Origin of the sequence: Kiloniella laminariae DSM 19542 (genome assembly GCF_000374005.1) — a bacterium.
GTDB classification, from domain to species: domain Bacteria; phylum Pseudomonadota; class Alphaproteobacteria; order Kiloniellales; family Kiloniellaceae; genus Kiloniella; species Kiloniella laminariae.
Map to the genome: position 1 here is coordinate 44,797 of NZ_KB893139.1, position 26,867 is coordinate 71,663.

28 protein-coding genes and 1 riboswitch are annotated in these 26,867 nt (G+C 52.1%); of the genes, 7 read left to right on the top strand and 21 right to left on the bottom strand.

Annotation, left to right across the window (positions count from 1 at the left end; translation table 11 throughout):
- Positions 1-128: 128 nt before the first annotated feature.
- From B152_RS0109410 to B152_RS0109425, 4 genes are all read right to left on the bottom strand, one after another.
- The gene (locus tag B152_RS0109410; RefSeq protein ID WP_020592161.1) at positions 129-557 is read right to left on the bottom strand and encodes an organic hydroperoxide resistance protein; all 429 of its coding nucleotides are present in this window, start codon (positions 555-557) and stop codon (positions 129-131) included.
- 113 nt (positions 558-670) lie between these two features.
- Positions 671-1,153: a GNAT family N-acetyltransferase gene (locus B152_RS0109415; RefSeq protein WP_020592162.1), complete on the bottom strand. Its 483-nt coding sequence runs from the start codon at positions 1,151-1,153 to the stop codon at positions 671-673.
- Entirely contained in the window at positions 1,150-2,610 is a 1,461-nt protein-coding gene (locus B152_RS0109420; protein WP_020592163.1) for an FAD-binding oxidoreductase, read from the bottom strand. The genes B152_RS0109415 and B152_RS0109420 overlap by 4 nt, the downstream gene beginning before the upstream one ends.
- Positions 2,611-2,708: 98 nt before the next feature.
- On the bottom strand, positions 2,709-4,181 hold the full coding sequence (locus B152_RS0109425; protein WP_020592164.1) for an FAD-binding domain-containing protein: 1,473 nt from the start codon (positions 4,179-4,181) through the stop codon (positions 2,709-2,711).
- Positions 4,182-4,322: 141 nt separating this feature from the next.
- Between B152_RS0109425 and B152_RS0109430 the strand changes: the two genes are divergently transcribed.
- Positions 4,323-4,928 carry an HAD family hydrolase gene (locus B152_RS0109430; RefSeq protein ID WP_020592165.1) on the top strand — a complete coding sequence of 202 codons (606 nt, stop codon included), beginning with the start codon at positions 4,323-4,325 and terminating at the stop codon, positions 4,926-4,928.
- A gap of 23 nt (positions 4,929-4,951) precedes the next feature.
- On the opposite strand, the gene B152_RS0109435 is transcribed toward B152_RS0109430, so the two are convergent.
- The 3 genes from B152_RS0109435 to B152_RS26620 all read right to left on the bottom strand — a co-directional run bounded on the left by B152_RS0109435 (position 4,952) and on the right by B152_RS26620 (position 7,404).
- Positions 4,952-5,974 (bottom strand): L-threonylcarbamoyladenylate synthase, encoded by a 1,023-nt coding sequence (locus tag B152_RS0109435; RefSeq protein WP_020592166.1) that lies wholly within the window; start codon positions 5,972-5,974, stop codon positions 4,952-4,954.
- 40 nt (positions 5,975-6,014) lie between these two features.
- Positions 6,015-6,878: a 3'(2'),5'-bisphosphate nucleotidase CysQ gene (gene cysQ / locus B152_RS0109440; protein WP_020592167.1), complete on the bottom strand. Its 864-nt coding sequence runs from the start codon at positions 6,876-6,878 to the stop codon at positions 6,015-6,017.
- A 103-nt stretch (positions 6,879-6,981) separates the two neighbouring features.
- The gene (locus tag B152_RS26620; RefSeq protein ID WP_020592168.1) at positions 6,982-7,404 is read right to left on the bottom strand and encodes a DUF2834 domain-containing protein; all 423 of its coding nucleotides are present in this window, start codon (positions 7,402-7,404) and stop codon (positions 6,982-6,984) included.
- Between the two features lie 260 nt (positions 7,405-7,664).
- On the opposite strand from B152_RS26620, the gene B152_RS25275 reads away from it, so the two are divergent.
- From B152_RS25275 to B152_RS0109470, 4 genes are all read left to right on the top strand, one after another.
- Complete coding sequence (locus tag B152_RS25275) at positions 7,665-8,297, top strand: hypothetical protein (RefSeq protein ID WP_157231018.1); 633 nt, start codon at positions 7,665-7,667, stop codon at positions 8,295-8,297.
- A gap of 143 nt (positions 8,298-8,440) precedes the next feature.
- Complete coding sequence (locus B152_RS0109455; protein WP_020592171.1) at positions 8,441-9,235, top strand: hypothetical protein; 795 nt, start codon at positions 8,441-8,443, stop codon at positions 9,233-9,235.
- Positions 9,236-9,346: 111 nt separating this feature from the next.
- Positions 9,347-9,928 (top strand): FlgO family outer membrane protein, encoded by a 582-nt coding sequence (locus B152_RS23150; RefSeq protein ID WP_020592172.1) that lies wholly within the window; start codon positions 9,347-9,349, stop codon positions 9,926-9,928.
- A 245-nt stretch (positions 9,929-10,173) separates the two neighbouring features.
- Complete coding sequence (locus B152_RS0109470; protein WP_020592174.1) at positions 10,174-10,839, top strand: hypothetical protein; 666 nt, start codon at positions 10,174-10,176, stop codon at positions 10,837-10,839.
- Between the two features lie 61 nt (positions 10,840-10,900).
- On the opposite strand, the gene B152_RS0109475 is transcribed toward B152_RS0109470, so the two are convergent.
- On the bottom strand, positions 10,901-11,389 hold the full coding sequence (locus B152_RS0109475) for a DUF1203 domain-containing protein (RefSeq protein ID WP_020592175.1): 489 nt from the start codon (positions 11,387-11,389) through the stop codon (positions 10,901-10,903).
- 155 nt (positions 11,390-11,544) lie between these two features.
- Positions 11,545-12,264, bottom strand: a complete 720-nt coding sequence (gene ribB / locus B152_RS23155; protein ID WP_051083003.1) for a 3,4-dihydroxy-2-butanone-4-phosphate synthase — start codon at positions 12,262-12,264, stop codon at positions 11,545-11,547.
- 137 nt (positions 12,265-12,401) lie between these two features.
- Positions 12,402-12,602: riboswitch (FMN riboswitch) on the bottom strand.
- A gap of 219 nt (positions 12,603-12,821) precedes the next feature.
- Here ribB and B152_RS0109485 point away from each other — a divergent pair.
- Positions 12,822-13,238 carry a GNAT family acetyltransferase gene (locus B152_RS0109485; RefSeq protein ID WP_020592177.1) on the top strand — a complete coding sequence of 139 codons (417 nt, stop codon included), beginning with the start codon at positions 12,822-12,824 and terminating at the stop codon, positions 13,236-13,238.
- 2 nt (positions 13,239-13,240) lie between these two features.
- On the opposite strand, the gene B152_RS0109490 is transcribed toward B152_RS0109485, so the two are convergent.
- From B152_RS0109490 to B152_RS0109530, 9 genes are all read right to left on the bottom strand, one after another.
- Positions 13,241-13,909, bottom strand: a complete 669-nt coding sequence (locus B152_RS0109490) for a DUF1523 family protein (protein WP_020592178.1) — start codon at positions 13,907-13,909, stop codon at positions 13,241-13,243.
- 7 nt (positions 13,910-13,916) lie between these two features.
- Positions 13,917-14,186 (bottom strand): hypothetical protein, encoded by a 270-nt coding sequence (locus tag B152_RS0109495; RefSeq protein WP_020592179.1) that lies wholly within the window; start codon positions 14,184-14,186, stop codon positions 13,917-13,919.
- Positions 14,186-15,637 carry a DUF6638 family protein gene (locus B152_RS0109500; RefSeq protein ID WP_020592180.1) on the bottom strand — a complete coding sequence of 484 codons (1,452 nt, stop codon included), beginning with the start codon at positions 15,635-15,637 and terminating at the stop codon, positions 14,186-14,188. Before B152_RS0109500 ends, B152_RS0109495 begins: the two co-directional genes overlap by 1 nt.
- Positions 15,638-15,641: 4 nt before the next feature.
- Positions 15,642-17,624: an AAA family ATPase gene (locus B152_RS0109505; RefSeq protein WP_051082996.1), complete on the bottom strand. Its 1,983-nt coding sequence runs from the start codon at positions 17,622-17,624 to the stop codon at positions 15,642-15,644.
- A 56-nt stretch (positions 17,625-17,680) separates the two neighbouring features.
- On the bottom strand, positions 17,681-18,802 hold the full coding sequence (locus B152_RS0109510) for a hypothetical protein (protein ID WP_020592182.1): 1,122 nt from the start codon (positions 18,800-18,802) through the stop codon (positions 17,681-17,683).
- Positions 18,803-18,811: 9 nt separating this feature from the next.
- The gene (locus tag B152_RS0109515) at positions 18,812-19,891 is read right to left on the bottom strand and encodes a hypothetical protein (protein WP_020592183.1); all 1,080 of its coding nucleotides are present in this window, start codon (positions 19,889-19,891) and stop codon (positions 18,812-18,814) included.
- Between the two features lie 229 nt (positions 19,892-20,120).
- Complete coding sequence (map, locus tag B152_RS0109520; RefSeq protein ID WP_020592184.1) at positions 20,121-20,906, bottom strand: type I methionyl aminopeptidase; 786 nt, start codon at positions 20,904-20,906, stop codon at positions 20,121-20,123.
- 13 nt (positions 20,907-20,919) lie between these two features.
- Entirely contained in the window at positions 20,920-21,168 is a 249-nt protein-coding gene (locus B152_RS0109525; protein ID WP_020592185.1) for a ParD-like family protein, read from the bottom strand.
- 71 nt (positions 21,169-21,239) lie between these two features.
- Complete coding sequence (locus B152_RS0109530; RefSeq protein ID WP_020592186.1) at positions 21,240-22,487, bottom strand: bifunctional alpha/beta hydrolase/OsmC family protein; 1,248 nt, start codon at positions 22,485-22,487, stop codon at positions 21,240-21,242.
- Positions 22,488-22,704: 217 nt separating this feature from the next.
- On the opposite strand from B152_RS0109530, the gene yaaA reads away from it, so the two are divergent.
- On the top strand, positions 22,705-23,499 hold the full coding sequence (yaaA, locus tag B152_RS0109535; RefSeq protein ID WP_020592187.1) for a peroxide stress protein YaaA: 795 nt from the start codon (positions 22,705-22,707) through the stop codon (positions 23,497-23,499).
- 176 nt (positions 23,500-23,675) lie between these two features.
- Here the strand turns inward: yaaA and B152_RS0109540 are convergent, their stop codons facing one another.
- From B152_RS0109540 to B152_RS0109555, 3 genes are all read right to left on the bottom strand, one after another.
- Complete coding sequence (locus tag B152_RS0109540) at positions 23,676-23,858, bottom strand: hypothetical protein (protein ID WP_157231019.1); 183 nt, start codon at positions 23,856-23,858, stop codon at positions 23,676-23,678.
- Positions 23,859-24,278: 420 nt separating this feature from the next.
- Positions 24,279-26,297, bottom strand: a complete 2,019-nt coding sequence (locus tag B152_RS0109550; RefSeq protein WP_020592190.1) for an ASKHA domain-containing protein — start codon at positions 26,295-26,297, stop codon at positions 24,279-24,281.
- A 200-nt stretch (positions 26,298-26,497) separates the two neighbouring features.
- Positions 26,498-26,845: a pterin-binding domain-containing protein gene (locus tag B152_RS0109555; RefSeq protein ID WP_425402026.1), complete on the bottom strand. Its 348-nt coding sequence runs from the start codon at positions 26,843-26,845 to the stop codon at positions 26,498-26,500.
- Positions 26,846-26,867 lie beyond the last annotated feature (22 nt).

Here is a 26,867-nt window from a genome sequence, read left to right on the forward strand (position 1 = left end):
GGGATTTTCCCCCGACCTGCAGGAGGATTGAAATATTGAATAGAAGGGCAATCTTTCAATCCTGAACACCGTGCCCCTTGTGTCCCGTCTTGCTTTAAAGCGGGCAATCCGGACACAAGACCTGTTCTTTAGCTGGCAAGGCTCAGTTTTACATCGACATTGCCACGGGTGGCATTGGAGTAGGGGCAGACCTGATGCGCCTTGGCGATCAGATCCTCTGCTTTGGCTTTTTCAATGCCGGGCAGGGAAATGCTCAGAGAGGCTGTAATGCCAAAACCACCTGTGATCGGGCCGATCCCCACTTCACTGGCAATTTTGGTGTCAGCAGGCAGGGTGATTTTTTCCTGTCCGGCTACAACCTTGAGCGCGCCGATAAAACAGGCTGCATAACCCGCAGCAAACATCTGTTCCGGGTTTACGCCGAACTTGCCTGCGCCCCCAAGTTCTTTTGGCGTTGTCAGGGCGAGATCCAAAGCGCCGTCATCCGACTTGATATGGCCTTCACGACCTCCAGTTGCTTCAGCGCGGGCGGTGTAGAGAATTTTCTCGGGTGTCATGTTTTGCTCCTGTCTGCATGAAGAATATAAATTGTGATTAATTATATTGTGCACAATTTATATTCTTCAAGGGAAATTCTCAATTATTTTCACGGAAACAAAACAGGGGCCGTCTAGAGAAGTTTTTCCATCCGGAAATTGGTCAATTTTTCGCCGCGGAGTTCGACCTGCTGCTCGGCAAGAACCTGAAAACCCTGCTTGTCGAAAAAGGGGCGGGCGGTGATACTTACCTCGGCATAGAGGTGCCGGAGATTCCGGCTTTCTGCCTCGCTTTCCAGCCGTTGCATCAGCAACTTGCCGATACCCTGTCCCTGATGTCTGTGGCTGACGTAGAAACAGTCGATGTGGCCATCGATATCAAGCTCGGCAAAACCTCCAATAGAACCGCTGACAGAACCTGGGTTCTGTTCATCTTCGGCGACCAGAATTGTGTACCCGGTGGTTCTGTCCTGCCAGCCTTCCGGGGTGAACTCCCCACTACTCCAGGCAGCGATCTGGGCCGGGCTGTAATCACGTATATTGACTTTGCGCACGGTATCACGGAAAAGCCGGAACAGGGTTTCTGCTTCTTCAGTTCTGTATTTTCTGATGATCATTTTCTGGTATCTGGTAAAAGCTTACCCGGGTTCATCAGGTTTTTTGGGTCAAGGCTTTGCTTGATCTGCTGCATCATCCTGATTTCCAGTGGGGATTTATAGTGCAGGTTTTCTTTAAGTTTGACCCGACCAATACCGTGTTCTGCTGAAATGCTGCCCCCCATTTCGACGACGATGTCATGGACAATGCGGTTGAGCGCGTCCCAGTGGGCGAGATATTCGTCCTTGTCCATCGCGATGGGCTGACTGAGGTTATAGTGGATGTTGCCATCGCCGATATGACCGAAGGGGTAGGGGCGAATAGTGGGCAGGTAAGCCTCGACCGCCGCATTGGCTTTGCGGATAAAGGCGGGGATCACCGAAAGCGGGACGGAGATATCGTGTTTGATCGATCCGCCCTCGGCCTTTTGGCAGAGGGTGATGTTTTCGCGCAAGCGCCAGAAACTGTCGGCCTGTGCTGTATTCTGGGCCAGAGCGGCATCGGTGATCCAGCCCTTTTCGAGTGCCAGTTCCAGATAGCTTTCAAACAGGGTCGGCAGGTTGGCCTGCTGTGTCCCGGCGCTGGCTTCAAGCAGGACATACCAGTCGTGGGGTTGCGCCAGCGGATCGGTAATGTCTTGCGCGTGTTTAAGGGCAAAATCCATACCGATGCGCGGGATCAGTTCGAAAGAATTCAACGCCTCACCAATGACAGACTGCGCCAGGCTGAGCAGAGGCAGGGCATCTTCCAGCTGTCCCAGCGCGATAAAGGCAGTGCTGCGTTCTTTGGTGGCCGGAAAAAGTTTCAATACGGCGGCAGTGATGACGCCCAGTGTCCCTTCAGAACCGATAAACAGCTGCTTGAGGTCATAGCCCGTGTTGTCCTTGCGCAGAGAGCGCAAGCCGTCCCAGACTTCGCCTTCAGCAGTCACAACTTCCAGCCCGAGCACCAGGGCGCGGCTATTGCCATAACGGATGACATTGATCCCTCCCGCATTGCTGGCGATGTTTCCGCCGATCTGGCAGGTGCCTTCCGATCCCAGCGAAAGCGGAAAAAAACGATCAACCCTAGCTGCGGCGTCCTGTATATTCTGCAGAATACAGCCTGCTTCAACGGTCATGGTATTGTTGAGCGGGTCGAGGTTCCTGACCCTGTTCATGCGGCTGAGGCTGAGAATAATCGCCCGGTCTTCGGCAAAGGCAATCCCGGCGCTGACCAGCCCGGTATTGCCTCCCTGGGGAACGACAGCAACGTTGTGATCGCAGCAAAGCTTCATAACCTCTGCGACTTCTTGCGTTGTTGCGGGTTTGACCACACAGGCCGTCGCACCGACAAAGCGTCCACGCTGTTCGGTAACGTGAGGCAGGATTTCCTCTGCTGCGGTCAGAAGCCCCTTGTCGTCCACAATTTGCCTCAGAGCTGCAAGAAAGCCTTCGGGCAGGGTGGGCAGCGGGGCGCCGGTTGAATGTGAGGCCATGGCAGAACAGGAGCTTTTATAAAGGTTTAGGGGCAGAAGTTACGTCTGTTTAAATCTAGTGTGCTTTTCAGTCGAGCGCCAGATCAAAGCGACAGCTTTTACCCTGCAGGGTTCTGGTCCAATAGTGATTCCAGAGATTTAAGCGCAGCGAGTGCCCGGTTACGCGCGGCAGAATGATCGACAATTGGATGCGGATAATCCTTGCCCAGTGTGATATCTGCCTGTTTCAGCACACTTGCCGGAGCCTGCCAGGGGGCGTGGATATATTTTGCCGGAAGGCGCGCCAGTTCGGGAAGCCAGCGTTTGATATAGCTGCCTTCGGGATCGAACCTTTCGCCCTGCAGGACCGGATTGAAAATCCGGAAATAGGGGGCGGCGTCAGCGCCACAGCCAGCAACCCATTGCCAGCTCGCCGCATTGTTGGCGAGGTCTGCATCCACCAGCGTATCCCAAAACCACTTCTGGCCCTCCCGCCAGTCAATCAGCAGGTGCTTGATCAGAAAAGAAGCTGTGATCATTCGTACCCGGTTGTGCATCCAGCCACTGTGCCAGAGCTCGCGCATTCCTGCATCGACCAGCGGATAGCCCGTCAGGCCACGTTGCCAGGCGGCAAGATGTGTTTTATCCCTGCGCCAGGGAAAAGCCGCGTACTTTTCGCGAAAGGGTCGGGTCGGAAGGTCAGGGTTATGATGGAGAAGGTGGTGGGAAAACTCTCGCCAGACCAGTTCTTTCAGGAACACCTCTGCGCCTTGTGAAGGAAAGCCGTTTTCAATTGCACTGCTGGTCAGGGCGTGGTGCCAGCAGACACGGGGACTGATTTCGCCAAAGTGCAGATGTGGAGAGAGGCGGGATGTTCCCCTGATACCGGGCCAGTCGCGATCTCGGCCATAGCTGTCAATCGCGCCGTCGATGAAGTGCTCCAGTGCTGCTTCGGCGCCCTGTTCCCCGGGCTGCCAGTTCTGAGCCAGCCCGCTGCTCCAGTCCGGTTTTGCGGGGCAAAGTTGCCAGCTGGCGAGATCATCACCCGGGGGAAAACTTTCAGGGGCGAGAAGTATTTCCGGGCGGGGTTTTATGCCTTCGGTCTGAAGCTGTTTCAAGGCGGCCTTGTAAAAAGGGGTATAGATCTTGAAGGGGTGTTGCGCCCCGGTTTTCAGGCTTTCAGGTTCAAAGAGAAGGTTTCCGCCAAAGCGTCGGGCCGCGATACCAACAGCCCCGAGCTCTTGTGCCAGCATGCGTTCTTCTTCTGTGGACCAGGGTTCGTAACAGCGGGTGAAAAACACGGCGCTGGCTTTTGTTTCCAGGGCCAGATCCCGGACAACTTCGACAGCAGGTCCTGTGCGGAAGACAAGCCGGTTGCCATAGGGGGCAAGGTCGCGGGTCAGGCTTTGCAGGCTATGATGCAGCCACCAGTTCGAAGCAGCCCCGCTGGTCCAGTCTCCGGCTGTGGTGTCATCATGGACATAGAGCAGGATAACCGGGGAGCCATTTTGACTCGCCGCAAAGAGAGCCGGGTTGTCAGCGAGACGGAGGTCGCGGCGGAACCAGTGAATAACGGGGGTAGGCATTGTCATCAAAAATATATTGCTCTATGACCGAATGTATTGAAAATTATATCAACTTTAAAGGCTATAGTTGAACTCTCTCGACTATCTTGTGTGTTGCGAATAATTCCGGGGCTGAAGTCTTCTGGATCATAGGGAAAGAAATAAAGGATGGCAAAAACAGTCGTGTTTGATCTCGGTGGTGTTCTGGTGGACTGGAACCTGCGCTATCTCTATCGCCAGATTTTCAGTGATCCGGCCGAGATGGAACGCTTTCTGGAACGGGTTTTTACCTTTGAAGCGAACCATCGGCTCGATGCTGGCGAGGCTTTTCAAGATGTCATCGGTGAACTGCAGCAAAAATTCCCGCAATATCATGCCGCGCTTGAAGCGTTGTTGACCCGCTGGCCGGAAACACTCGGGGAACAGATTGAGGGCACGGTAGAGATTCTGGAACAGCTTCATCATGCCGGGGTGCCACTTTATGCCCTGACCAACTGGTCAGCGGAAACCTTTCCCTTTGCCCTGGAACGATTTGCCTTTCTAAAGCGCTTTCGCGGGATCACGGTATCAGGTGAAGTCAAACTGGCCAAACCTGATCCGGCGATCTATCTCCGCCTGTTGACAGATTTTTCGCTAAAGTCCGAGAACTGTGTTTTTATCGATGACCGGGCCGACAACATCATGGTGGCAAAGGATCTCGGTTTCGAAACGATCCACTTTACGGACCCGGCCGCGTTGGAGACAAGCCTGAAGAGATATAATTTCCCGGCTTAATCAAACCTGTCCCCGCATCAGGCTCAACGCGGCGCGGCGGCGCGTTTCAGTCTGTCGTTGATGGCAAGGCCAAGGCCCTGTTCGGGGAGCGGCACGACAGCAATTCCGACGATGTCCGTTCTGCTGTCCAGTTCGTGCAGGGCGGCGAATAGGTTCGCTGCAGCTTCGCGCAAATCTTCCGCCGGGCTGAGGTTCAGGGTAACGGCAGCCCCGGCAAGCACAGTAGAGCCAAAAGAAAGCAGGGCTTCATCAGCGAGTACGTGGGTGGCGTTAAGCCGGAGCGGCAGACGCGGTGCATAGTGGCTTTTCAGCAGACCTGGGGATTTGAGGCCGGAAGCTGCCTGCTTTGTCCTTGAAAGCTCTTCGGCTTTGCTTTCCATCAGCGATTGGCCAAGCTGGATTGGGCCGATAACTGCTTCGATCTGTTCTCTGGTCAGGGTACCGGGACGCAGTAATGCAGGCTGGGGGCCTGTCAGGTCGATTACGGTTGATTCCAGACCGACGGCGCAGGCTGGTCCTTTCAGGATACAGCTCACCCGATTGCCCAAAGAGCTGGCGACATGTTCTGCCGTCGTTGGACTGATCCTGCCGGAGGCATTGGCGCTGGGCGCGGCGAGGGGCAAGGCAAGCTGTTCGAGCAGTTGATGCGCCAGCGGATGTCCGGGAACCCGAACAGCCAGACTGTCAAGTCCGGCAGAGCAAATCGGGGCGATGTCGCAATTTTCCTGGCGGGGTAAAACCAGTGTCAACGGGCCGGGCCAGAAGGCCTGGGCCAGATTCTCGGCCTGACTGGTGAAAATAACCCGTTTGGCTGCTGCGGCCTTATCAGAGAAATGAACAATCAGCGGATTAAAGCTGGGTCGGCCCTTGGCTTCGTAAATGCCCGCGCAGGCCTTGCCGTTGGTGGCATCTGCCCCAAGACCATAGACGGTTTCTGTTGGAAAGGCGACCAGACCACCAGCACGGAGCAGGTCGCAGGCAAGATCGAATCCGGCAGTGTCTGCGGTGATGATATTGTCATATGTTCCTGAGCGAGTGGCTGTCATGGTATGGCCCCGGTCGTTTAGCTAGGATAGACAATGAAGCTCAGGCTTCATCCTGTTCTTCGTTAGCGTCATCTTCAAACAGGTCAAACCCGGCATCGAGATGTTCACCTTCGGCAACAAAATAAGGGTTGCGGAAATTGTGTTTGCCATAGGTCAGGGGATCGCCATCCGCATCGCTCAGATGCCCGCCCGCGGCAAGCAGCACGGCGTGCGCAGCTGCAGTATCCCACTCCATGGTTGGGCCAAAGCGGGGATAGAGGTCGGCACGTCCTGTAGCAATCAGGCAGATCTTCAGCGAGGAACCTGCCGAGATCTGTTCGTAGACCTTGCGATTTTCAAGGAAGGCGGCGAGATCCTCGTTATCGCCGTGGCGACGGCTGGCAACAACGGTTGCACCTTCTTCGGGAATTGGCCGGACCTGGGCAACAATAGGCTCATAGCCTTCTTCGAAGAAGACACAGAGATCGGCAGAAACCCAGGTTTGACCCTTGGCTGGGGCATGGACGACACCAGCAACAGGAACACCGTTTTCGATCAGGCCGATGTTGACGGTGAATTCGCCGTTACGGTTGATAAATTCCTTGGTGCCATCAAGCGGATCAACCAGCCAGAAAAGTCCGTCTTCAATCGAGGGAATTTCTCCCTGAGAGGCCGCTTCTTCCGAAACCACCGGAATTTCAGGGGTGACGGTATTGAGTGCGCCGAGAATAAAGGCTTCAGCAGCTTGGTCAGCCTCAGTAACGGGAGAGGCATCGTCTTTGGTCTGAACCTGGATATCGCCATGACGGTTATAGACTTCCATAACAATCTCGCCCGCACGTTGGGCAATCATGAGCAGGGCATTCATCAGATCGCGATTGTCATCGTGAACCGGAATTTCCGCTGGGATCTGTAAGGTGCTCATGATCTTATTTCCTCGCTCGGCAGCAGGCTATTAAAGTAATGAAACTGCTCCTAACTTATCAGAAGGGAACTGTCCAGCCTTTGAGGGGTTTCGCATATTATATCTAGGCCTTCTGAGAAGACATCTCCTGATATTTTTTTTCGCGAAATGCAAGGAACAAAGGGAAAGAGAAAGCTATCCCTACTCCGAAGCAGAGAAGTATATATATGTATGCCCATTTCATACCCGCCCGCTTGGACTCAACTAAAACCCAAAGCGAAAACACGACAGCAGTAAAGTAAATGTCTATAGTTACAGCTGTAGTAGCGGAGTTGGCCAGAAGAGCTTTAAGGTATGGTCCAAAATTGAGGCTGTCACTTGTGGAGAAGTATTGAAAATTATAGTACCAAGTTGCTAATAATCCGAGAATGGATAAAGTAAAGTAGATAAAAACAAGTGGCTTTGATTTTGGCACAGTATCTTTGCCTCCCAATTGAATTTGGTAGTACACTTTGTAATGAAACCTATTTATGCCATTGAAATTCATTTGCTTTCAACAAGAAAGAATGTGCATTGATCAATGCATCACTTCTATATTCTTCTTGGCTTTAAATCCGGACTGAATTTCTGCTTCCTGCTATGGGGAAGCATTAGAGAGCTCAGGTGAAAGTAGATTTTGTTGCAATGAAAGATAGTAAGTGGCATTACCTGCTGGTATTTTTTTGAAAGATCGAAAATAATCTGCCTGACTTCTTCCTCGCAACAGAGGTAAGTAAAACTCGGCCCGACCATCTGTTGGAGTTTACCTTGAACAAGAATCTTCTGATCATTGCTTTTGCTACTTTATCGTTGTTGGCGGCATGCAGTGTCACCAAACCATCAGAGAATGCTCTGTCCCACCTTTCAAGCAGCTATACACCTGAACAGGTGGGATACTGTTATGGTCATGGTTGTACCCTCAAAGGGGAGCTGCGTCTGGATGAAACCCAGTGGGGAGAAATCCAGGCGATGTTCAAGAATAAAGACTTGGACCCGGAGGCTGAACGGCTTGCTCTTGCGATGGCGGTCGGAAAACTTGAATATTACGCAGGTAGCCAAAACGGTACTTCAGGGGACAAGGCAGGGACCTTTATGGGGGATGTCGGCGATAATCAGCTCGACTGTATTGATGAAGCGGTAAATGCCAGCAACTTTATCGGCCTGTTGCAACGCGATGGTTTGCTCCGGTATCACGAGCTGCGCAGACCGATTTTACGCAGTTGGGTGACAGGGAATATTCTGCATGCAACAGCAGTGATCGAAGAGGTTGATCCATTGGGCCGTGAAGAGGGAAGCAAATGGTCGGTTGACAGTTCGTTTTTCAAGAATGGAGAAAATGCGACCATAGCCCCCCTGGAGCAGTGGCAAACCGGGTGGGTTCCTGAAGGGGGCGTTAATTGAGTTCCCATCACCCTTACCTGATCATTTGAGCTAATATTTAGGGTTTATTAACGCTAAAGAAAGAGTTTTCCGATAAACAGAAGCAGTAACCGGATGATTGAAATAGTCCTCTTGTGTACTGAATTTGTTTAGTGGAGAGCTTTATGCGGAAGCCTGCTGTGATCATGTTGGCCCTTGCCAGTCTTGCCCTGTCTGCCTGCGCAAAGCCCTGGGTCGCGCGCGATCAGGCCACAGGAACCGATCACAGCCAATACAAGGTCCTGACCTGGAATGACTGGAACCTGCTTGGAGAACGTGCCGCTGACAGGATTGCGGCCGATCTTGCAGTCGTACCGGATTTTCAGGTGGCGTCTCTTAATAACTCTGTCGAGGTTACCAGCGATACGGGCAGCGGTTCAGTTCCGGGCTATGTATCCTCCAGACCTTTTTATGTTCAGCCCGGCCCGGTGGATATGCCCTTCAGCCGGGCATTCAAACGGATACTGGAAACGCGGTTGCTGGAGCAGGGTGTACCAGTGGTAACTTCGCCCAAAGGGGCGATTATTGTCAATTATCAGGTCCAGAGTTTTTTCTATGACGAGGAAGGCATGCGTTTGCCTGCGTCTCCCTATTCCATTCTGGGGATAGCAACGGCAATAGGCATTACCGAGTACGGTAACTGGGGCAGGCTTTCAACCCTTGGTGCCGGGATTGGTGCTGCTGCATTGTTGCAGGAACTGGTCAGTGATGGTGCTGTAACCGATGCAGAGATTGTTTTGACCACAGCGGTGGCCCATGGGGACGAACTTTTACACCAGAAATCAGAAGTACTTTATGTCCGGCCTGAAGAACTTTCGCTTTATATGACAAGTACAGCTGCGGATCGACCAATCCGCAGTACCGGTACGACGGCAGACCAGCCGCTAGAAGTCAGGCCGATTGCGATTGTGACGCAATAGGTGACGCAATAGGTATTGTGCAAAAGACACTAAGTTTATGAGACAATAGATCCAGACTGCAGGGCAACAATCAGAAGAGACCTGCGTCGCGGGGGAGTAGGAAGATCCATAATGTATAAATTTGCTGTATCCGCATTCCTTTCACTGGGCATTTCTGCCTGTGCCCCCGAATATTTTAACGTCTACAGTGAACCTGCGCCGGAACACAGTGTCACAAGCAGCGATAAATTGCTGCCCGAAGTCTATAATGCGGCAGATACACTGGTTTACAGCTCAAACCAGCCGCTGGACCGCAATGCGTCGGTTCTGGTTGCTTCGATTGTCAATGTTGATGCGCTCGAGACCAGCTCGACTTTTGGTCGGACGGTTGGTGAACAGCTCTCTGGTCGAATTGCCCAGCTTGGCTATGCGGTATCGGAGGTGAAGATGCGGGATTCCCTTGCGGTTCGCCCTGCACAGGGTGAGCTTATGCTGTCGCGCGATTTGGCATTCCTCGCTGGCCGCCAGGATGCCCAGGCGGTTTTGACCGGAACCTATTCTGTCGGTGTGGATACGGTCTATGTCAATCTCAAGCTCCTGCGGGCGGGTGATGGCCGCATTCTCTCGGCGACAGATTTTAAATTGCCGCTTGATCCGGATCTGGATGCGATGTTGCCAAAACAAACCGAAGGCGGCTGGGTCTTGGTGCAGTAATTACTCTGCGAGTGGGAGGCCGAATTTAACAAATAGGTATCTCTGACCAAACTTTTTATACCTCAGGCAACCTTGTCGTTTTTGAATCTGGTTATCTTTCCAGACCAGATCAGTTCTGTTTTATTTTTACTTCTGCAGGGTGTTTTTCCTTTTTGTTTTCCCGTAAATGTTGTCCATTATCCTCTGTTTAACGAGGTGTATCTTCTTGATTCGGAATAGCTGGTCAGCGGGTTTTTCGCTGAACAGTGAATTTTGGGTCAAGTCTATACGCATCACAGGAAAAGAAAGCCCTTGCCAGGCTGATTGAAAAAAAATTGGGGTATTGTATGTTTAAAAAATTGGGAATTTTTGTCTTACTGTCTGCTTTGCTTGCTGGGTGTCAGACGACTTCGGAAACGGACAGAAAAAAGGGGAAAGAACTTTCCGCGAGTGAATGTCCGGTCAATCTTGGCGGAGAGATTTTATCAAAAGCGAATGAGAAAAATTGTAACCGTTATCTGTCTAGCAATAATGTTGCATACTATTATTTAGCTTTTTGGAGCTGGAAAGATGATTCTAGTGATAGGGCTTCTTTCATATACTACGCTCCGATTAAAAGTTATCAATACTGGAAGAATAAAGAGGATTATACAAAAGAACTAATCCACAGTTGGGATGGTTTTAAAAAAATTGATTTAGAAAAAGTAACGACTCTTCAGTGCTCTAGCTATAATTGTTTTACTTTTTTAGTTCCTAATGAAGATAGCGCATGTCTAGTGTTTGCCAGGGATGCAAAAAAAGGAGAGAGAATGTCTGATACACCTGGAGCGACAGACCTGTTGGAAGGGTTCGTCTGTGATGAGAGAAAATCAAACGTTTACTCTCTTTCAGATGCGAACACCTTTCTGAGTGAAATTAGAGTAAAGAAATAACCTATCTTTTTTAACTAAACATCAGCCAGTTTTTCAAACTGGCTGATGTTTAGTTTTATAATCACCCGCGCTCGATCCGGCAGGAATAACAGTTATTTGTCGCGGATCTGGCATGGATATAGGCGACATCGGATCTATCAAGCAGAAGCTGTGCTTTTTCTTTCAGCGTTTCGCTGGAAACAATCTGTCCGGTACCGTAAATAATCCGTTCACTGGCATCATACCCTCGGATCAGGATGGCATCTCGGTTTTGCAACACTTCGGGCACCTCGCTGTTTTCTTCGGCCCGGTCACAGGCGCTGGCATGAAGAAATATTGGTCCTGCTTCGGCGAAGGGCTGTTGTGTCTTGAACGGACGATAGGACAAAAGCAGAACCTCGTCGTCCTTTGCCACGTACTTTAAGCAGTGACGACAGGGGTTCCCCTGACCATCGGAAATATGAACTTCCGGCTTCTGTCCGTTTTCGTCCGGCATTCTTCCCTGATATGCCAAAGCCTCAGCACTTGATATGGCGATAAACTTGATGGCGGTGTTATTCCGAGTGCCCATAACGGCTCCTTTGGTGTTTCCTGATTTTGTCCAATAGAGAGACAATGCGGGGGGATCACCAAAGCCAATATCTGAATCTTGCTTTGTTATTTTAAAAGACAAAGGCCCCGGTTAAGGAGCCTTTGTCTTTTATCGTCAGCCTGTGCACCGGGAGGTTAAACGGCGATGGCACGGGCCACAGCAGATTTGTCATTTCCCGCCAGGGATTCTTCGCGTCTGCGATAGAGGATGATGTCCTCAATCGAGACAACCGGAAAGCCGTGAAGCTTGCCAAAGGCAATGATCTCGGGCAGGCGGGCCATGGTGCCGTCAGGGTTGGTTACCTCACAGAGAACTCCGGCAGGTTTCCAGCCAGCCATGCGGGAGAGGTCACAGGTGGCTTCGGTATGACCTTCGCGTTGAAGGACACCACCGGGCATGGCCCGCAAGGGGAAGACGTGACCGGGGCGGGCCAGGTCATCCGGCTTGCAGTCATCGGCAATGGCCGTCTTGACCGTGGTCACGCGGTCTGCAGCGGACACACCAGTGGTCACGCCAACCTTGGCCTCAATGGTTACGGTAAAACCGGTGCCCATGGAGGAATTGTTGTCACTGACCATCTGTGGCAGGTCGAGAGCCTGCAGTTTTTCATCTGTCATGCAAAGGCAGACAATGCCACTGCATTCCCGGATCAACATGGCCATCTGTTCATTGGTCAGGGTTTCTGCGGGAAAAATGAGGTCTCCCTCGTTTTCCCGGCTTTCGTCATCGACGACAAGAACACCCTGTCCGGCCCGCAGGACCGCAAGCGCCTTTTCCACACGGTCATAGGCCGTGCCGAACTGCGCCAGTAGGGACTGGTGAGTTTGAGTATGATCGTTTGCGATCTGATTCATGGTTGTCACTCCTAAAAAAGCGGCGTAAACCAGAATCAGGGCGTGTTCAGAAAGGTCACGGTTTTCCAGACGGATTGCGCCGTCTGAAATACCCTGCACGCGCCAGAACTCCACAGATGTTGCCATCTGAAGGTTCCGCCTATCCTCTCCCATCCGGACTGTTACCGTCGGCTCCGGTTTTTCACCGGATCTGCTGACCCCTTGGTTCTTCAGTATCTCCCATAGAGGAAACCCCGGATTACCAAGGGCGCTCGCGGGCTTTCTGTTTCTTCCCGGATCAATCGGGATCTCTACAGATTACCGCCGGTCGGGAATTTCACCCTGCCCTGAGAACAAGCGCCTAAATGCACATGTTTTTCCCAGAAAGAGAAAATCCCTCTGCTGCGAAAAACAGGACAAGCCTAGACCATTCTCTTGATCCGGGGCAAGCAGGAAACGCCTTCTTTGATAAAATCCGCGACGCTTGCCGGACTTGTTCTGTACAGATCCTTCTGTGGGAGGAATAATTCTTCTCCCGAGGCCTCTGTGAAGTAAATTTTTTATGAAAGTACCCGTTTATGGATATCAGACTGTATCGTGACAGCGATGCCAAAGGTGTCATTGATCTCTGGCGCGCGGATGAACCCAATCCTTCTTCCTGGAACGATCCGCAGGGGAGCCTGGATCGCAAGCTCTCTTTTCAGCCTGACCTGCTGTTCGTTGCAGAGGAAGAGGGACGTCTTATCGGTACGACCATGGCAGGTTATGACGGGCATCGTGGCTGGATCTATGCCGTGGTCGTTGACCCGGACCACAGACGCAAGGGTATCGCCAGCTCTCTGGTGAGGGAGGCGGAACAGGCGTTGCAGAAACTCGGTTGTCTCAAGGTCAACCTGCAGGTACGTGCAGGTAACAATGCAGCAGTTGAGCTATACGAAAGCCTGGGATATGGCGTTGAGGCCCGGGTGAGTATGGGGAAAACCCTGGGCAGATAGTGTTATTTTTTCCGTTTGTCTTTGGCGCGCCATGTGTCAAGCCAGCGGGAGAATTTCGATCCGGTTTCACGGGTGCGTTGGCTGGCTGCTTCTGCTGCCTCTGTAAAGTCATCAAAAGCTTCGGCAACTTCATCCAGTGTCGGGTCGAGATGACGACGTTTCAGACGGAGCAGAAAGCGTCCGATCAGGAAAAATACGATCCCGAGCGAGACAAAAAAGAAGATGTTGAACCAGGGGATCAACAGTTCATCCGGCCCGGTTGCGCGCCTGATATCAACCGCATTGGGAAAGAGCGTCAGGATAGGGATGCGCCAGCCATAGTGGGTGACAACAACCCAGACAGGCGCTGCTTCGGTTGAGATCAGGGACTGGGCTTCGGCCTGCAGATTACCGGAATCAAATTTCAGATAGGGCGGCCAGGACCAGTCGGTATCCTCGTTGCGAAAAACCCGGGGAGTACCATCTGGCCAGACGGTGTTGATAAAGCGGACGTCTCTTGTACTTCTGGTCTCGTTTTTGGGAACCTCTGAATCCCAGAAGGTCGAGGTGTCGACACGTTTGACATCGCTGCCGACTACGCGAACCAGGTCCTTTCCAGGCAAGGTATAGTGCAGAAAGCTGCCAAGCAGAATAATCAGGATCGAGGGGAACAGCCATTTTATAATCTGCATGGAAGACTCACATAAAGTTCGCAATAAAGAGAAGACCGAAGATAATAAACAGCGGCAGAGCGAAGACACCAAGCAACAGGCGCTTTTTCAAGGAACGATCATAACCAACCATGCCCTCGGCGATGAATGTCTCTTTTTCACTTTCATCCCGAGCTGCCGCCTTGAACCGGTTTTCCAGCTCTTTCTTTTTGTCCCAGCGATAGTACCGCGACAGGGCGATATAAACCACGCTGAGAATGGCAAAGATAATCACGAGCCTGAATACCCAAAGCAACATTAAAGAGTTCCTCCCCAGGGGCCTTTGGTTGGTTTTTTGTGCGGTTTTTCATAGCCTTTGTTTTTGTCCTTGCCGACGGCTTTCTGTACGATTTCATTGACCTTGTCGGAATAATCGGAAGCACTGCCCCAGGGTTGCGGCCGTTGTTTCTGCTTTTCTTCATGCCGGGCAAGAGGTTCGACAAGACGTTCGTTGCCAAAAAGCTCTCGCCGCGTTCCTGTCTTGTCCGCAATGTATTCTTCGGCCAGAAAATTTGCTGCAAAGGTTCGCTTGATCTCATTCCAGCCACTGTAAGAACTGTAGAAAGCCCGTTTATGACAGATGAAAAGCTGAAGAATATCTTGCGGCATGTATTCGGCCAGCAGCATGTTAACAAGATCCCGGTCCGGGTGATAGCGTGCCCGCAGGCTATAGAAATAGGCAGGGTGTTCCGGTGTGAGATCCGGTTTACGTCCGCCCTGTTCCTTCCAGCGCAGCAAATCGTTCAAGCCGTGAAACTCTTCCGGCATTTCTTTTAACTGGCGCAAGGCGACAGAACGCAGTTCACGCCGGGACAATTTTTCTATCGACCGGCCTTCGGCAGAGAGCAGATCAATCAGGATAAAGTCCAGCCTTTGCTGCAGAATGTCGACAGCATCAAGATCCTTGGCATCAATCAGCGGTTCAACCAGATCATTTTCTTTCAGGAAGGTCGCAACCGCCTGACGGTTTGACAGGGCAAGAACTGAATCAACAGGAAATTCGAGCTTTGCACTTTCTGCATCACAACAGATTGCAGCCGGGCGTTTGATATCTCTAAAGATATAGACGCCGCCAAAATGGGTGGTGTGGAAGTTGTTCTGTTCGTAGTCTGTCTTTTCAAGCGCCACCGGGAAGCGTGTAATGTCTCCGGTTTTTTTTGCCAGTTCAATCATTTGTGCGCAGAGCAGATCATCCCACCAGCCATCGGGTTCCTTGCGAAAGCGTTCGACGAGTTTGGAGAGTTCTTTGGCCCGGATCAGACGGTGGTCATTGGTATCGGCATCAATACGGATTTTGCGGATATCAAAAAGATGCCGGGGTTCGGTGATGCGGTAGACCGAGTTCATCAGCTCTCCGAACACCGCATCGCGGGAGGTCAGAACAAAAAGCGCGGCCTCGTTATCGATAATGAAACGTTTGAGGATCGACCGGGAAGTCGAGAAATTCATGTTGATCAGGGGAGAGCGCTTCTGTTCCGTCGACAACAGAATAAACTGGCGGTTACAGCCATGGGGGTTGAGGTAGAGTTCATCATCAAGCTCGTCCGCGATCTCGGGCGCATAGCCGGAAACGTCGATGTGAAAGCTCGTCAAGGCGGTGCGCTTGCCTGACAGACGTTCAAGCGCCTGATTATAGCGCTCGACCATGATAGGGGTGGAAACCTCGAAAAGGTTGCCAAACATCAGGCCGCGTTCGACAAGACGTAACATCCGGCTATTCCTGTTCGCTGGTAGTGGTGGAAGCCTGGAGGCTGCTGGCAAAACGTCGCCGCGCTTCGGTCTGGCGGTTCATGTCCCGGACCTGGGCCTCGATGGCCGCTTCATCAGACTTTCCGGCATAGCGGAATTCACTGTCGGCGTAGCGGTTGATTTCCTGAACCACCATATCGACTGTGATCGGTTTGCTCAGCTCGCTGATCATGTTCTTTTTACTGTCGTAATCCCTGTTCAGGAAAAGATCCGGGTTTTCCATCCATTCATCTGGCAGCTCAAAGTCCATGGCCCGGACCTTGACGGCGTCGGTGATGTTCTTGATCGCACGACCGGTAAAGCGCTCGTCGGCTTCCTTGATCGCGTTGAGATAGGAACCGAGCTTGGCAATGGTATCGAGTTCGCCAATTCGGCTCTGTACCTCGTCAAAAACCCGGACAAGGCCCGTTTCATGGGGGTGGGCGTGACCGTCATAAGAGGCGGCAACGGCTTTCTTGATTTCCTGTGCTGCGTAAAGTTCATGTTCGCCCAGGGGGATCTCGTGACGTTTGCCCAGCAGCAGGTGGAGAATATCAATATAATCGTTCCGGGTTTGCGGACCGTCCACCAGAAAACGCGCCCCGGCGCGCTGGCGCAGGGCGTCATCGACCTGCTCGGGATAGTTAGAGAACATGCCGAAGGTACAGTTGCCCCGGACCACGGTATTGGCGCCAGCGAAACTTTCCATCAGTACGGCGGTAATCTCCTGTTGTCCGGCCGAGGACTGGCGATCACCGCGTTTCCCGGCGATCTGATCGATATCGTCAATGGTGCCGAAGCCGATGACCTGCGGATCGAGAACCGAGGTGATAAATGCCTTGGCGTTCTGGGCTGATTTCCCCTGATAACTGTCAATGGAGTCAGTCGAGAGGTTGGCATAGCGGAAGGGATAGCCTGCAACCTGACAATAGTCGTTCAGAAGTCCAGCCATCATCTGGATCAGGGTGGTTTTCCCGGTACCTGGCTTGCCGTCGCCCATAAAGGTAAAGATAAACCCGCCGAGTTCGGCAAAGGGGTTCAGTTTGCGATCAAAATCATAGGCCATCAACATCTTGGCCAGTTTCATGGCCTGATACTTGGCAATATGGTTGCCGACGACCTCGTGCGGTTTTTTGAAGGTCATGATCAGCGGCGTGCTGCGGCTGCGGCTGGCAGGCGTGAACCCATCGATCTGGAAATCATCGGCCTCGACCCGATAACTGACGGCCTTGAAGCTGTCCAGCCTTGGTGCGTTCTGGGCGCGCAGAGCGACTTTTTCCATCAATTTTTCGCAGAAGGCCGAGACCACCCGGATTACCTTCTGATCATCATTGGCGAAGAGAGCCAGCGTTTGGTCCAGCTCCCAAAGAGCGCCATGCAGGGCCAGTTGAGGATTGTCTGTCAGAATTTCCTCGACCTCGCCAATGTCCAGATCGCCTTCTCCGGCTTCGGCCACCTGACTGGCGAGAAGGTAGGCTGTCATGCTGGCAAAGACCTGTAGAGAGATCAGCGACGCTCCGGCAAGAAGTTCGGAAAATTCGACCCGGTGCGCGGCATCAAGTTTGCCTTCGAGATTATCCCGCTTGAGTTTGGCAAGAATGGTCTGTTCACTATAGAGATCTGCTACGGCATGGGTTGTTGCCAGGGCACGGCGCAAGCCTTGCATCAGGGTTGCCTGTGCCGGGCTGGTTAGGGGATCATTGTCATCTGCAGCCTGGATGCGCTCGATCAGGTGAACACCTTCAGGACGGGCTGTCGAGCGTGTGGCGAGACCCGGTGTTGAAGAACGAAACCCGCGGCGGATGCCAATGCCGGGCGAGCGTTCCTGGGCTGTTGTCGGGGCAACGCCGTCCCGTGGTTTGGCGATACGGGGCGTGTGATCAAATCCATCAAGCAGGCCTTCTGCGCTGCTGTAGTGGCTGCGGATCTGTTCTTCACGGATTTCCATCAGATTTTGTGATGTGCTCATTCCAGGGTCTCGTTTCTCGGATCTTGTTCTTCAGGTTTTGTTTTTTAAGTCTTGTGCTACAGGCTGCTCATAACCTTGCCATCAGAACCAACCACATATTTGCGGACAGTTCTCAGGCCGACGGGGTCTCTGTCCTGCAGGATCTGGTATGGCCGTTGCGGCAGGATCAGGGAGCGCTGGGTTTCCGTTGCTCCGGTTTCTGCTTCACTGCGGCCATAGTGGTCCAGCTCGAAAATTTCCCGGTCAACCTTTTCAAAGATACCGACGGATTTACGTTCGGCCCGGTTGGAAATCAGGGACTCGATTGTCCAGGCCAGAGCCCAGTCCAGTCCTGGTTCTCCGGCTGCTTCGGCAAGGATTTGCTGGAGCGGGCCTGTCTGTTCGGTAAAGGTATCGGAATACATCGGGCCGACGATAATCCGGCGCAGAAATTTTGGATGCAGATCGTCGAAGTCCTGGTCAAACCCGGAGGCAATGGTCACCAGCTTGAGTGAAAGCGGCGACTGGGCGGCAAGGTGGCTCTGTACCCGGGGCCAGCGTTTGTCATCCCGCTGTAACGGCAGATCACCCGAATCCTCCAGCTTCATGATGTAAATCACGGGCAGGTTGGTCTGGCTGTCAAAAATTGCCCAGTGCAACAGGTAGCTGCGCCGATGGGCTCCGCGGTTTTCCACCCAGCTGATTTGCGGATCATTCTGGGGCCAGAACAGGGCTCTGCTCTGTAAATGTTCATAGTAGATCCGCTGGGACAGGGCAAACTGCAGGTCGCGCGGAATCTTCAGATCGCCGAGGATCTGGCCGAGCATCTGTTCCTTGAGCTGTTCCTGCGCCGGAAGGCTTATAAGATGTTTTTCGGCCTGGACAAAATCATTCGCCATCTGCAACAGCTCGCGATAGACCGGGAAGCCGGAATCCTTGCGGTCAATTTCGAGGACCTGGGGCAGGGCGTTTGATATAAAGGCAGCAATCAGATGTTTGTAGGACAGTGCTGAAAAGGTTGAAGACAGGCATTTCAGATAGCCCTCAACGATATCAAGCTCGGACTGCCCGAGGCGTCCGTTTCCGGAAGCCTCGGCAGCAACGTCCCTCATATGCCCGATGATACGGTCGAACTTGGCAAAATATCGCCGGGTCGCCGCAGCATCGGTCAGAGGGTGATGATCCTCTCGCAGGTTCAATCTGGTACCTTAGTTCTGGCCATAAAGGTTTTTGTCGTGTTTCTCGACGATCTTGGCAAAACGGCGGGCAAAACGCTCGTCAGATTTGGCTTTTTCCTCAAGCACCTTGCGGGCAAAAACCATATGGTCTTCGTGTTTTTCCATCATTTGCGCCATGCGCTGGTTCGTGGCGGAACCAATGGCTGCCATGGCGGTCTGTGCTTCCTGATCTGTCGCGACCCCGATTTCGTTAATCCGGTGGGCAACATCCTGTTGCTGGGCGGTTTTCAGGGACTTGGTCAGGGCATCATAGAGGACGACACGCTGTTTGGTGTCTGTCTGCAACTTGTTGATCAGTACCATCTGGGTGGCGGCCTGGTTCTGGAGACTGTCGACCCAGGTTTTGCCCTTTTCGATATAGCGCTCCAGGGTCTGTGACTTGGCAACCATGACCTGTTCCTGCTGGATCATTTCATTGTAGGTGCCGTTGAGGGCAGCCAGCTCACTTTCCAGTTTGGTCCGGGCGGCAGCATCCTGTTCAACCGAGATTTTGCCTTCAAGCTCGATGATCTTGGGGTCAAGGGCAAGAATACGGGCCTTGAGATCTTCCAGGCTGTGAACGGTTGCTTCACGCTCGTTCAGGGTTTCTGTCAGGTTGGTTTCAACCCGGCCCTTGTGAGTTTCAAGCGTATTCAGCTGCCCCTGCAGCAGGGAGACGATAATATCGGACTTGCCGATCAGGTCCTGCAGCTTGTCGTCGATAGAGGCTGAGCGGATACGTTCTTCGCGCATGGAATCTGCTTTGTTAGAAGACAGAAACCCGACAATGCTCTCCCAGGTGGTCTTCTGACGCATGGCGTCAAAATCTTTGGAGAAGCCAGCGGTTACATCATCCAGACCCATGATCAGGTCGGCAATGTTCGCGTTCATGGATTCACTGTGGTTGTGCACATCATCCAGCGTGGCATTCTCGATATCGATGGAAATATCTGATCCCTGTTTGATCTTGCTCTGGACCGTTTCCATCTTGCTGTTAAATTCGTTAATTTTTGCCTGGGCGCGTTCTACTTCAGATTGCGTTTTTTGAATGGCGGTATCAAAGTTGGTCAACTTCTTTCGTCCCCCTGGAGTATCTACTGGAAGTATATATAAGTAGATTCGGTCAAAATTTCCCCTAAAATTTTAGCGATAAATCAATAAATCCTGTCTGACACAGGATTTTAGGGAAGGAAAGCCTTGTCCGAAGCTGTGAAAATTAAATGTAAATCGGGTGGAATTTTAATGAAGTCGCAGGGAAATATCAAAAGATAATTCTGCGTGGGACAATCCGGATCTGTGCTCAGCCGCAGTGCTGGATAAAGTTTTGTTCTTCCTGACGGAGTGTCAGGATTTCATAACCGTTTTCTGTCACGAGGATCGTGTGTTCACACTGGGCGGAAAGACGTCTGTCCCGAGTGGTGACCGTCCAGCCGTCGGGGTGTTGACGAATATCAGCCCGGCCCTGATTGATCATGGGTTCGATGGTGAAGGTCATACCTTCAACAAGGGGAATTCCAGCTGCTGCTGTTCCGAAGTGGGCAACTTCCGGTGGTTCATGCATTGCCCTGCCAATTCCATGCCCGCAGAATTCCCGAACCACGGAGTAGCGGTTTTGCTCTGCCAGGCTCTGGATCGCGTGTCCAATATCCCCAAGGGTTTTACCTGGCCGTACCGAATTTATTGCCCGATAGAGACAGTCTCTGGTTACTTCGATTAGACGGGAAGCATGAGGCGCAATTTTTCCAACGGCAAACATCTTGCTGCTGTTGCCGTAATAGCCGTTCTTTTTGACTGTAACATCGACATTCAGGATATCCCCTTCCTTCAGGAATGTTTTTTCGGAAGGAATGCCGTGGCAGATCACGTGATTGAGGGAGGTATTGATGGCATAGGGGTAATCGTATTGTCCCCTGCTGCCGGGAATGGCATCGAGTTCACCCCGGATATAACTTTCACAGAAATCATTGATTTCCATGGTCGAGATTCCCGGACGGATGACCGTAGAAACAGCTTCGAGGACCTGCGCGGTTAGTTTTCCGGATATCCGCATTTTTTCAATTTCTGCAGGGGTTTTTATCTTGATCATGATGGCTCGAAAGTTAGTTGGATACTTTACTGTTGCGGATTTTGGCTACCGGGGAGGAATTCTGGTTTTCTGGTGCTTCGAGCGCGCGCGCTTCTTCCATCAGCAAGGCCAGAATATCCGGGTAGGCGAGTTGCGGGTGTGCTTCACAGAGACGCCCGACTTTCATCCAGTGTTCCGCCTGGGCATTGATTGAGCGGGTCATGGCCTTGCTGGCAAGGCGGAGTTGCTCGTGTACTTCACTGGAGATTTTGACAATGCCCATTTTCGAATCCATATATGATTTATATATGAAGCGTATATTATTGTGTTTTTCTCGTCCAGAACAGAATGCTGCTAATCTGAAGGAACTGGGGGCAGGAGCTGATCACGAACCTCTATTTTGTTCTCGAGAGTACGATGGACTGGACAGCGCTCCGCAATCTGCAGCAGTCGGGCCCGCTGTTCCTGATCCAGTGCACCTGTCAATTCAATCCGACGCTCGATGACGTCAATTTTCTGGCCTTCTTTTTCGCAGTTTGCACTGTCTTGACAATGTTCCCGGGTATGGGACAGGGTTATTCTGACATCCTCCAGCGGCCATTGTTTGTGATTGGCGTAAAGGCGAATGGTCATCGAGGTACAGGTCCCCAATGCAGCCAGCAACATCTCATAGGGATCTGGTCCCTGATTGCCGCCGCCCATGGACAGAGGCTCATCGGCAAGCCAGTGGTGACTGTCGGTTCTGATAGACCTGAGAAAGGCTTTGTCTTCTTCTGTGACAAGAACTTCGCCTGTCGCAATATTTTGCGTTTGAGGGCGGTTGGTTTCTGACGTTTCATAGGAAAAGGAAATATAGCGTTCGGCCCAGGCGGCAATGGTATGGCCGACATAGGCGGCATCTGCGGGGCCCGTAAGCAGATGATCCGCCTGGTCGAGCGAGATAAAGCTTTTGGGATGTCGCGCTGTTTCAAAAATCTTCCTGGCCTCTTCAATGCCGACGGTCTGATCCAGCGGCGCATGGAAAACCAGCAGTGCTTTATTGAGGTTGCGAATATGCTCTTTCATATTGTGGTCAGAAATGTCATCTAGGAATTTCCGGCGGATATGGAAGGTTTTGCTGCCGAGTTTTACTGGTGCACAGCCTTCACGCTCTATGGTGTTTCTCTGGTCTTCCAGATGGTGGAGCACATGTTCGGGACTGCTTGGTGTACCGATTGTGATTACAGCTTCTGCTTCGGGAATTTGATGAGCTGCAGCAAGGACCGCTGCGCCGCCGAGACTGTGGCCGATCAGTAGGGCGGGAGCTTTGTAATGCGCGCGCAAGGCCGCCGCCGCCGCAACGAGATCCTCAACATTGGTGGAAAAGCTGGTATTGCCAAAATCACCATTGCTTCCGCCCAGCCCTGTAAAATCAAAACGCAAAACCGCAAAGCCCTTTTCGGCCAGGCTCCGGCTTATACGGCTGGCTGCGGGAATATCCTTGCCGCAGGAAAAGCAATGAGCAAAGAGGATATAGCCCAGCGGCACCCGGTCAGGTAATTCCAGTGCGCCTGCGAGTTCAAGTCCGGTCGCGCCGGGAAAGGTAAGTTTGATCCGTTGCATGAATTCTACGCTCCTTGGGTGGTAATTTGACCGAGGGAAGTCATTCTTCTCAAGTTAACATAGAGCCTCATCCTGCGGGAACAACGCCTATACTTCTCATATAATTGTGAAGAGGTGTTATCTCGTAAAGAGTGCTCGGGCCGGGTTGTTTGTCCTTGTTTCTCAGGAGTGGTCGCCCTAGGTATAGTCGGTCAGATTTTTATGGATTGAGGTTATTATGCTTGCAGTTGTTTCCCCGGCAAAAAAACTGGATGAAAGCCCGGCTATCCGGGATATTCCCGCAACACAGCCTGTTTTTCATGACCAGATCCGCGATCTTTTGAGTGTAACCCGTGATCTGAGCCGTGCAGATTTGCGGCAGCTGATGAGCATCAGTGAAAACCTGGCCGAGCTTAACTATCAACGATTTAGAGATTTCAAACTGCCCTTTACTGCAGACAATGCAAAGATTGCTGTGGAAACCTTTCGCGGCGATACCTATATCGGCCTGGACGCCGATAGTCTGGATAATGATGATCTGACCTATGCCCAGGATCACTTGCGGATTTTATCGGGATTTTATGGATTGTTGCGTCCCCTCGATCTGATGCAGCCCTATCGTCTGGAAATGGGGATCCGGCTACGTAATCCGCTTGGGGAGGACCTCTATGATTTCTGGGGAGACCAGATTTCCGGGCAACTGGATCAGGAACTGGAGCGCCTGGGGGGAAATGTGCTGGTCAATCTTGCCTCGAATGAATATTTCAAGGCGGTCCGCCCCAAAAAACTGGCGGCGGGCAAAGCACGAGCGCGGGTAGTCACACCGGTTTTCAAGGAAATCAAGGACGGCGTTGCCAAGGTCATCAGCTTTCCGGCAAAACGGGCCCGGGGAATGATGGCCCGTTACATGATCCAGCAACGTATTGACCGCCCGGAAGGGCTCAAGGATTTTAGCGCAGGGGGCTATGCTTTCCAGCCGGGTCTTTCCGACGATGCCACACTGCTTTTCACACGAGAACAGGGTATGGCTTGATATTCTTTAGTGAATCAGGGGAGGGGGAAGGTGACTGAATAGTCAGGTTGCCTCCACTCCTGTTTTAACAGCGAAAACTAAAATCCGTTAAAAGATCAGAGAAAGCTTGTGCAAAAGATCTTGCTCGATCCCGTTGTGGGAGAGCTTGAGAGGGTGGAGTGCTTGCCTCTGTATTCTTAGTGTCGAACCGCCTCAAGCGTGGCAACTTGTTTTTTGATGATGCGGAGTGCGCCTGCAAAACCATGTTTTTCAAGTTGAAAAGCAATAACTCCGTCGTAAGCTTTTTTGCTTATCCCGAAGGTCTGGTGCGTGATATTTTCTTGCGCCAGGCTTGATTCCAGCTGTTCTGTCGTCGGCATTTTTTTCATCCTCCTTCAACCGCTCTCTGCCTTGAATGATCCTTGAGAGACCGGGCAGAAAATTATTGACGTCATGCCTGTGACATTCTTGTGTCGTGGGATCAATTATATGTGATTCATTGGTTAATAGAAAGTTAATTTCTTTAAAATCAAAAGTTTGGCGCTGTATTTTCACAGCCTTTAAAGAGGTATGTAAAATAAGACTCTGAATAAAAAGAATTTTTCAGATCTGGTTTTAAAGATATAAAATTTTTCAACTTGGTTGTTTTTAGGGAAAATAAACTGAAATTCTGCTTTTGTTACAGTAAAGAGACAGATTTTACATGACTCGAATATCATGTCGCCTGCCTGCCAGAGTGGATATGACAAAGGGGCCGCCAAAATGGCGGCCCCTTTGTCGAATGACTACCTGTCCCCGGATCAGGAAACCCGGCGGCGTCTTCTGCGGCCACCACCATCTTCACCGTCACCTCCGGACTTACCGGTTTTCTTTGGTGGCAGTGTAACAACCCCGGCCAGGTGGACAAATTCGTCTGTGGTATGGGGCATGCCCATGGCATTGACGAAGTGTTCCTGGAATTTTGGTTCCACAGCGGTTTCGATTTTCTCGACCCTGTGAACCACATCCTCGATTTCCTTGCGGGATTTTTTATTGAGCAAGGCGATCCTGGCGCCGGTACCGGCAGCGTTCCCTGCTGACTGTACCCGGGCAAGATCACAATCAGGGATCAGGCCAATTACCATGGCATACTTGACGTCGATGTGGCTGCCGAAAGCCCCGGCGAGCTGGATCCGGTCGACGGTTTCAACACCAAGTTTTTCCATCAGGAGCTTAACCCCGGCGTAAAGTGCTGCCTTGGCGAGTTGGATGGCTCGAACATCGGTCTGGGTTACGGTGATAACCGGTTCACTCTCACTGATGACATAATCAAAAGTCTTGCCTGCAGAGCGCACCCGNGGAGATCTTTCGGCGAGACTGCCATCAATAATACCGTCTGTCTGGATAATCCCTGCAAGGAACATCTCGCCAATGGCTTCGATAATGCCTGATCCACAGATCCCGGTTACACCGAAATCCTTGGTCTGTTCGGCAAAACCTTCCTCATCGGACCAGAGATCACAGCCGATGACTCGATAGCGCGGTTCCAGCGTCACGGGATCAATGCGGATGCGTTCGATTGCGCCAGGGGCTGCACGCTGTCCACTGGAAATCTGGGCGCCTTCAAATGCCGGTCCTGTCGGGGATGAGCAGGCGAGCAAACGATGCCTGTTGCCCAGAACGATCTCGGCATTGGTTCCGACATCGCAGATCAGGGTGATCTCGTCCTGGAAATGCGGACCCTCGGACAGAATAACCCCGGCAGTATCTGCGCCGACGTGTCCGGCGATACAGGGCAGAATATAAACCCGGCCATCCCGGCTTATGTTCAGGTCAAGCTCTGAAGCATAGAGATGGATTGAGGAGTTCAGTGTTAGGGCAAAGGGAGCCCCTCCCAGTTCGACCGGATCAATTCCAAGCAGCAGGTGATGCATGACCGGGTTGCCGACGAAGGTCATGCTGAGAATATCACTGCGGTCGATCTGACCTTCTTCAGCAACGACGCCTATCAGAATATCCAGTGATTCCCGAACTACAGCGGTCATTTCTTTTTCGCCGCCGGGGTTCATCATCACATAGGATACGCGGCTCATCAGATCTTCGCCAAAGCGGATCTGCGGGTTCATAATGCCGGAAGAGGCGGTTACTTCTCCTGTTTGCAGATCACACAGATGAGCAGCAATGGTGGTTGAGCCCAGATCAACAGCAATCCCGTAGGCTTTTTCCTTGAAGCCGGGCCAGACCGCGATAATGGTCTTTTCGTTTTCAATCGCGACGGTAACCTGCCACTGGCCTTTACGGAGGATAGGTTGCAGTGTCTGCAAGGTGCGCAGATCACAATGGAGGTTCTTCAGGCCCCACTGTGCCTCCAGTCCGGCCTGCAGGCGTTCAAGGTCCCCGGAGGGTTTATGCATGTCAGGTTCTTCCACCACGACATAGTGCAGACGGATCGGTGGATTGATTTCAATTTCCCGAACATCGGCACGTTTGCGAACAACCTGCTTGTGCACCTGGCTTTCTGCAGGGACGTCGATCAGCAGATCACCTTCGATCAGGGCCTGACAGGAGAGGCGACGACCTTCTTTCATGCCCTTTTTGCTCGCATAACGTTCTTCAACGCTGGAAAAAGCGGTCATATTGTTACAGGAACTGACGATCTTGTGTTTCTGGAAATCGCCTTCACCGACCTGGATTTGACAGCGTCCGCAGATACCGCGACCACCACAAACACTGTCGATATCAACGCCAAGGCTCCGTGCAGCGTTCAGGACAGGCGTACCAACCGGAAAATCACCCCGTCGGCCAGAAGGCGTAAATACAATATGAGCATCTTTGGACACTAATTCTCTCCTTGCTCGAATTCCCCGGCATTACTCTTTGTCCGGTAATGCTTTTCTATCGCGTAGCTAATACAAGTTACAGATTTTTTGGTTATTGAAAACAAGAAGGGCCCTTCTCACGTGATAATGTGATCCGGGCCCCGCCTACATTATTGTGTCATACCTGACCATCAGGGCCCGACAATCAGGGCCCCGACAAATCAGGCGCGACGACGGCGGCGTTCGCCTCTGGCAGAACCGGCATCGCCTTCAGGGGCTGGTTCACGGTATTTCTTGATCCAGTTGAGGCAGTTTGCGTCTTTGGCCAGCAGCACGTCAGAGGCGCGGATCCCGGCCAGCTCTTCTTCGTGCAGCGGGTTCATGATCGCAGAAGTCATGCCAGCAGCTGCCGCCATGGCGAGGAAGTGGGCGTTCATGGCGTGACGGTTNGGCAGACCAAAAGAAACGTTGGAAGCACCACAGGTGGTGTTGACCTTCAGCTCGGTTTTCAGACGGTGCAGCAGGGCAAAGACCTGTTTCCCGGCTGTGCCCATGGCACCGATTGGCATCACCAGGGGATCAACCACGATA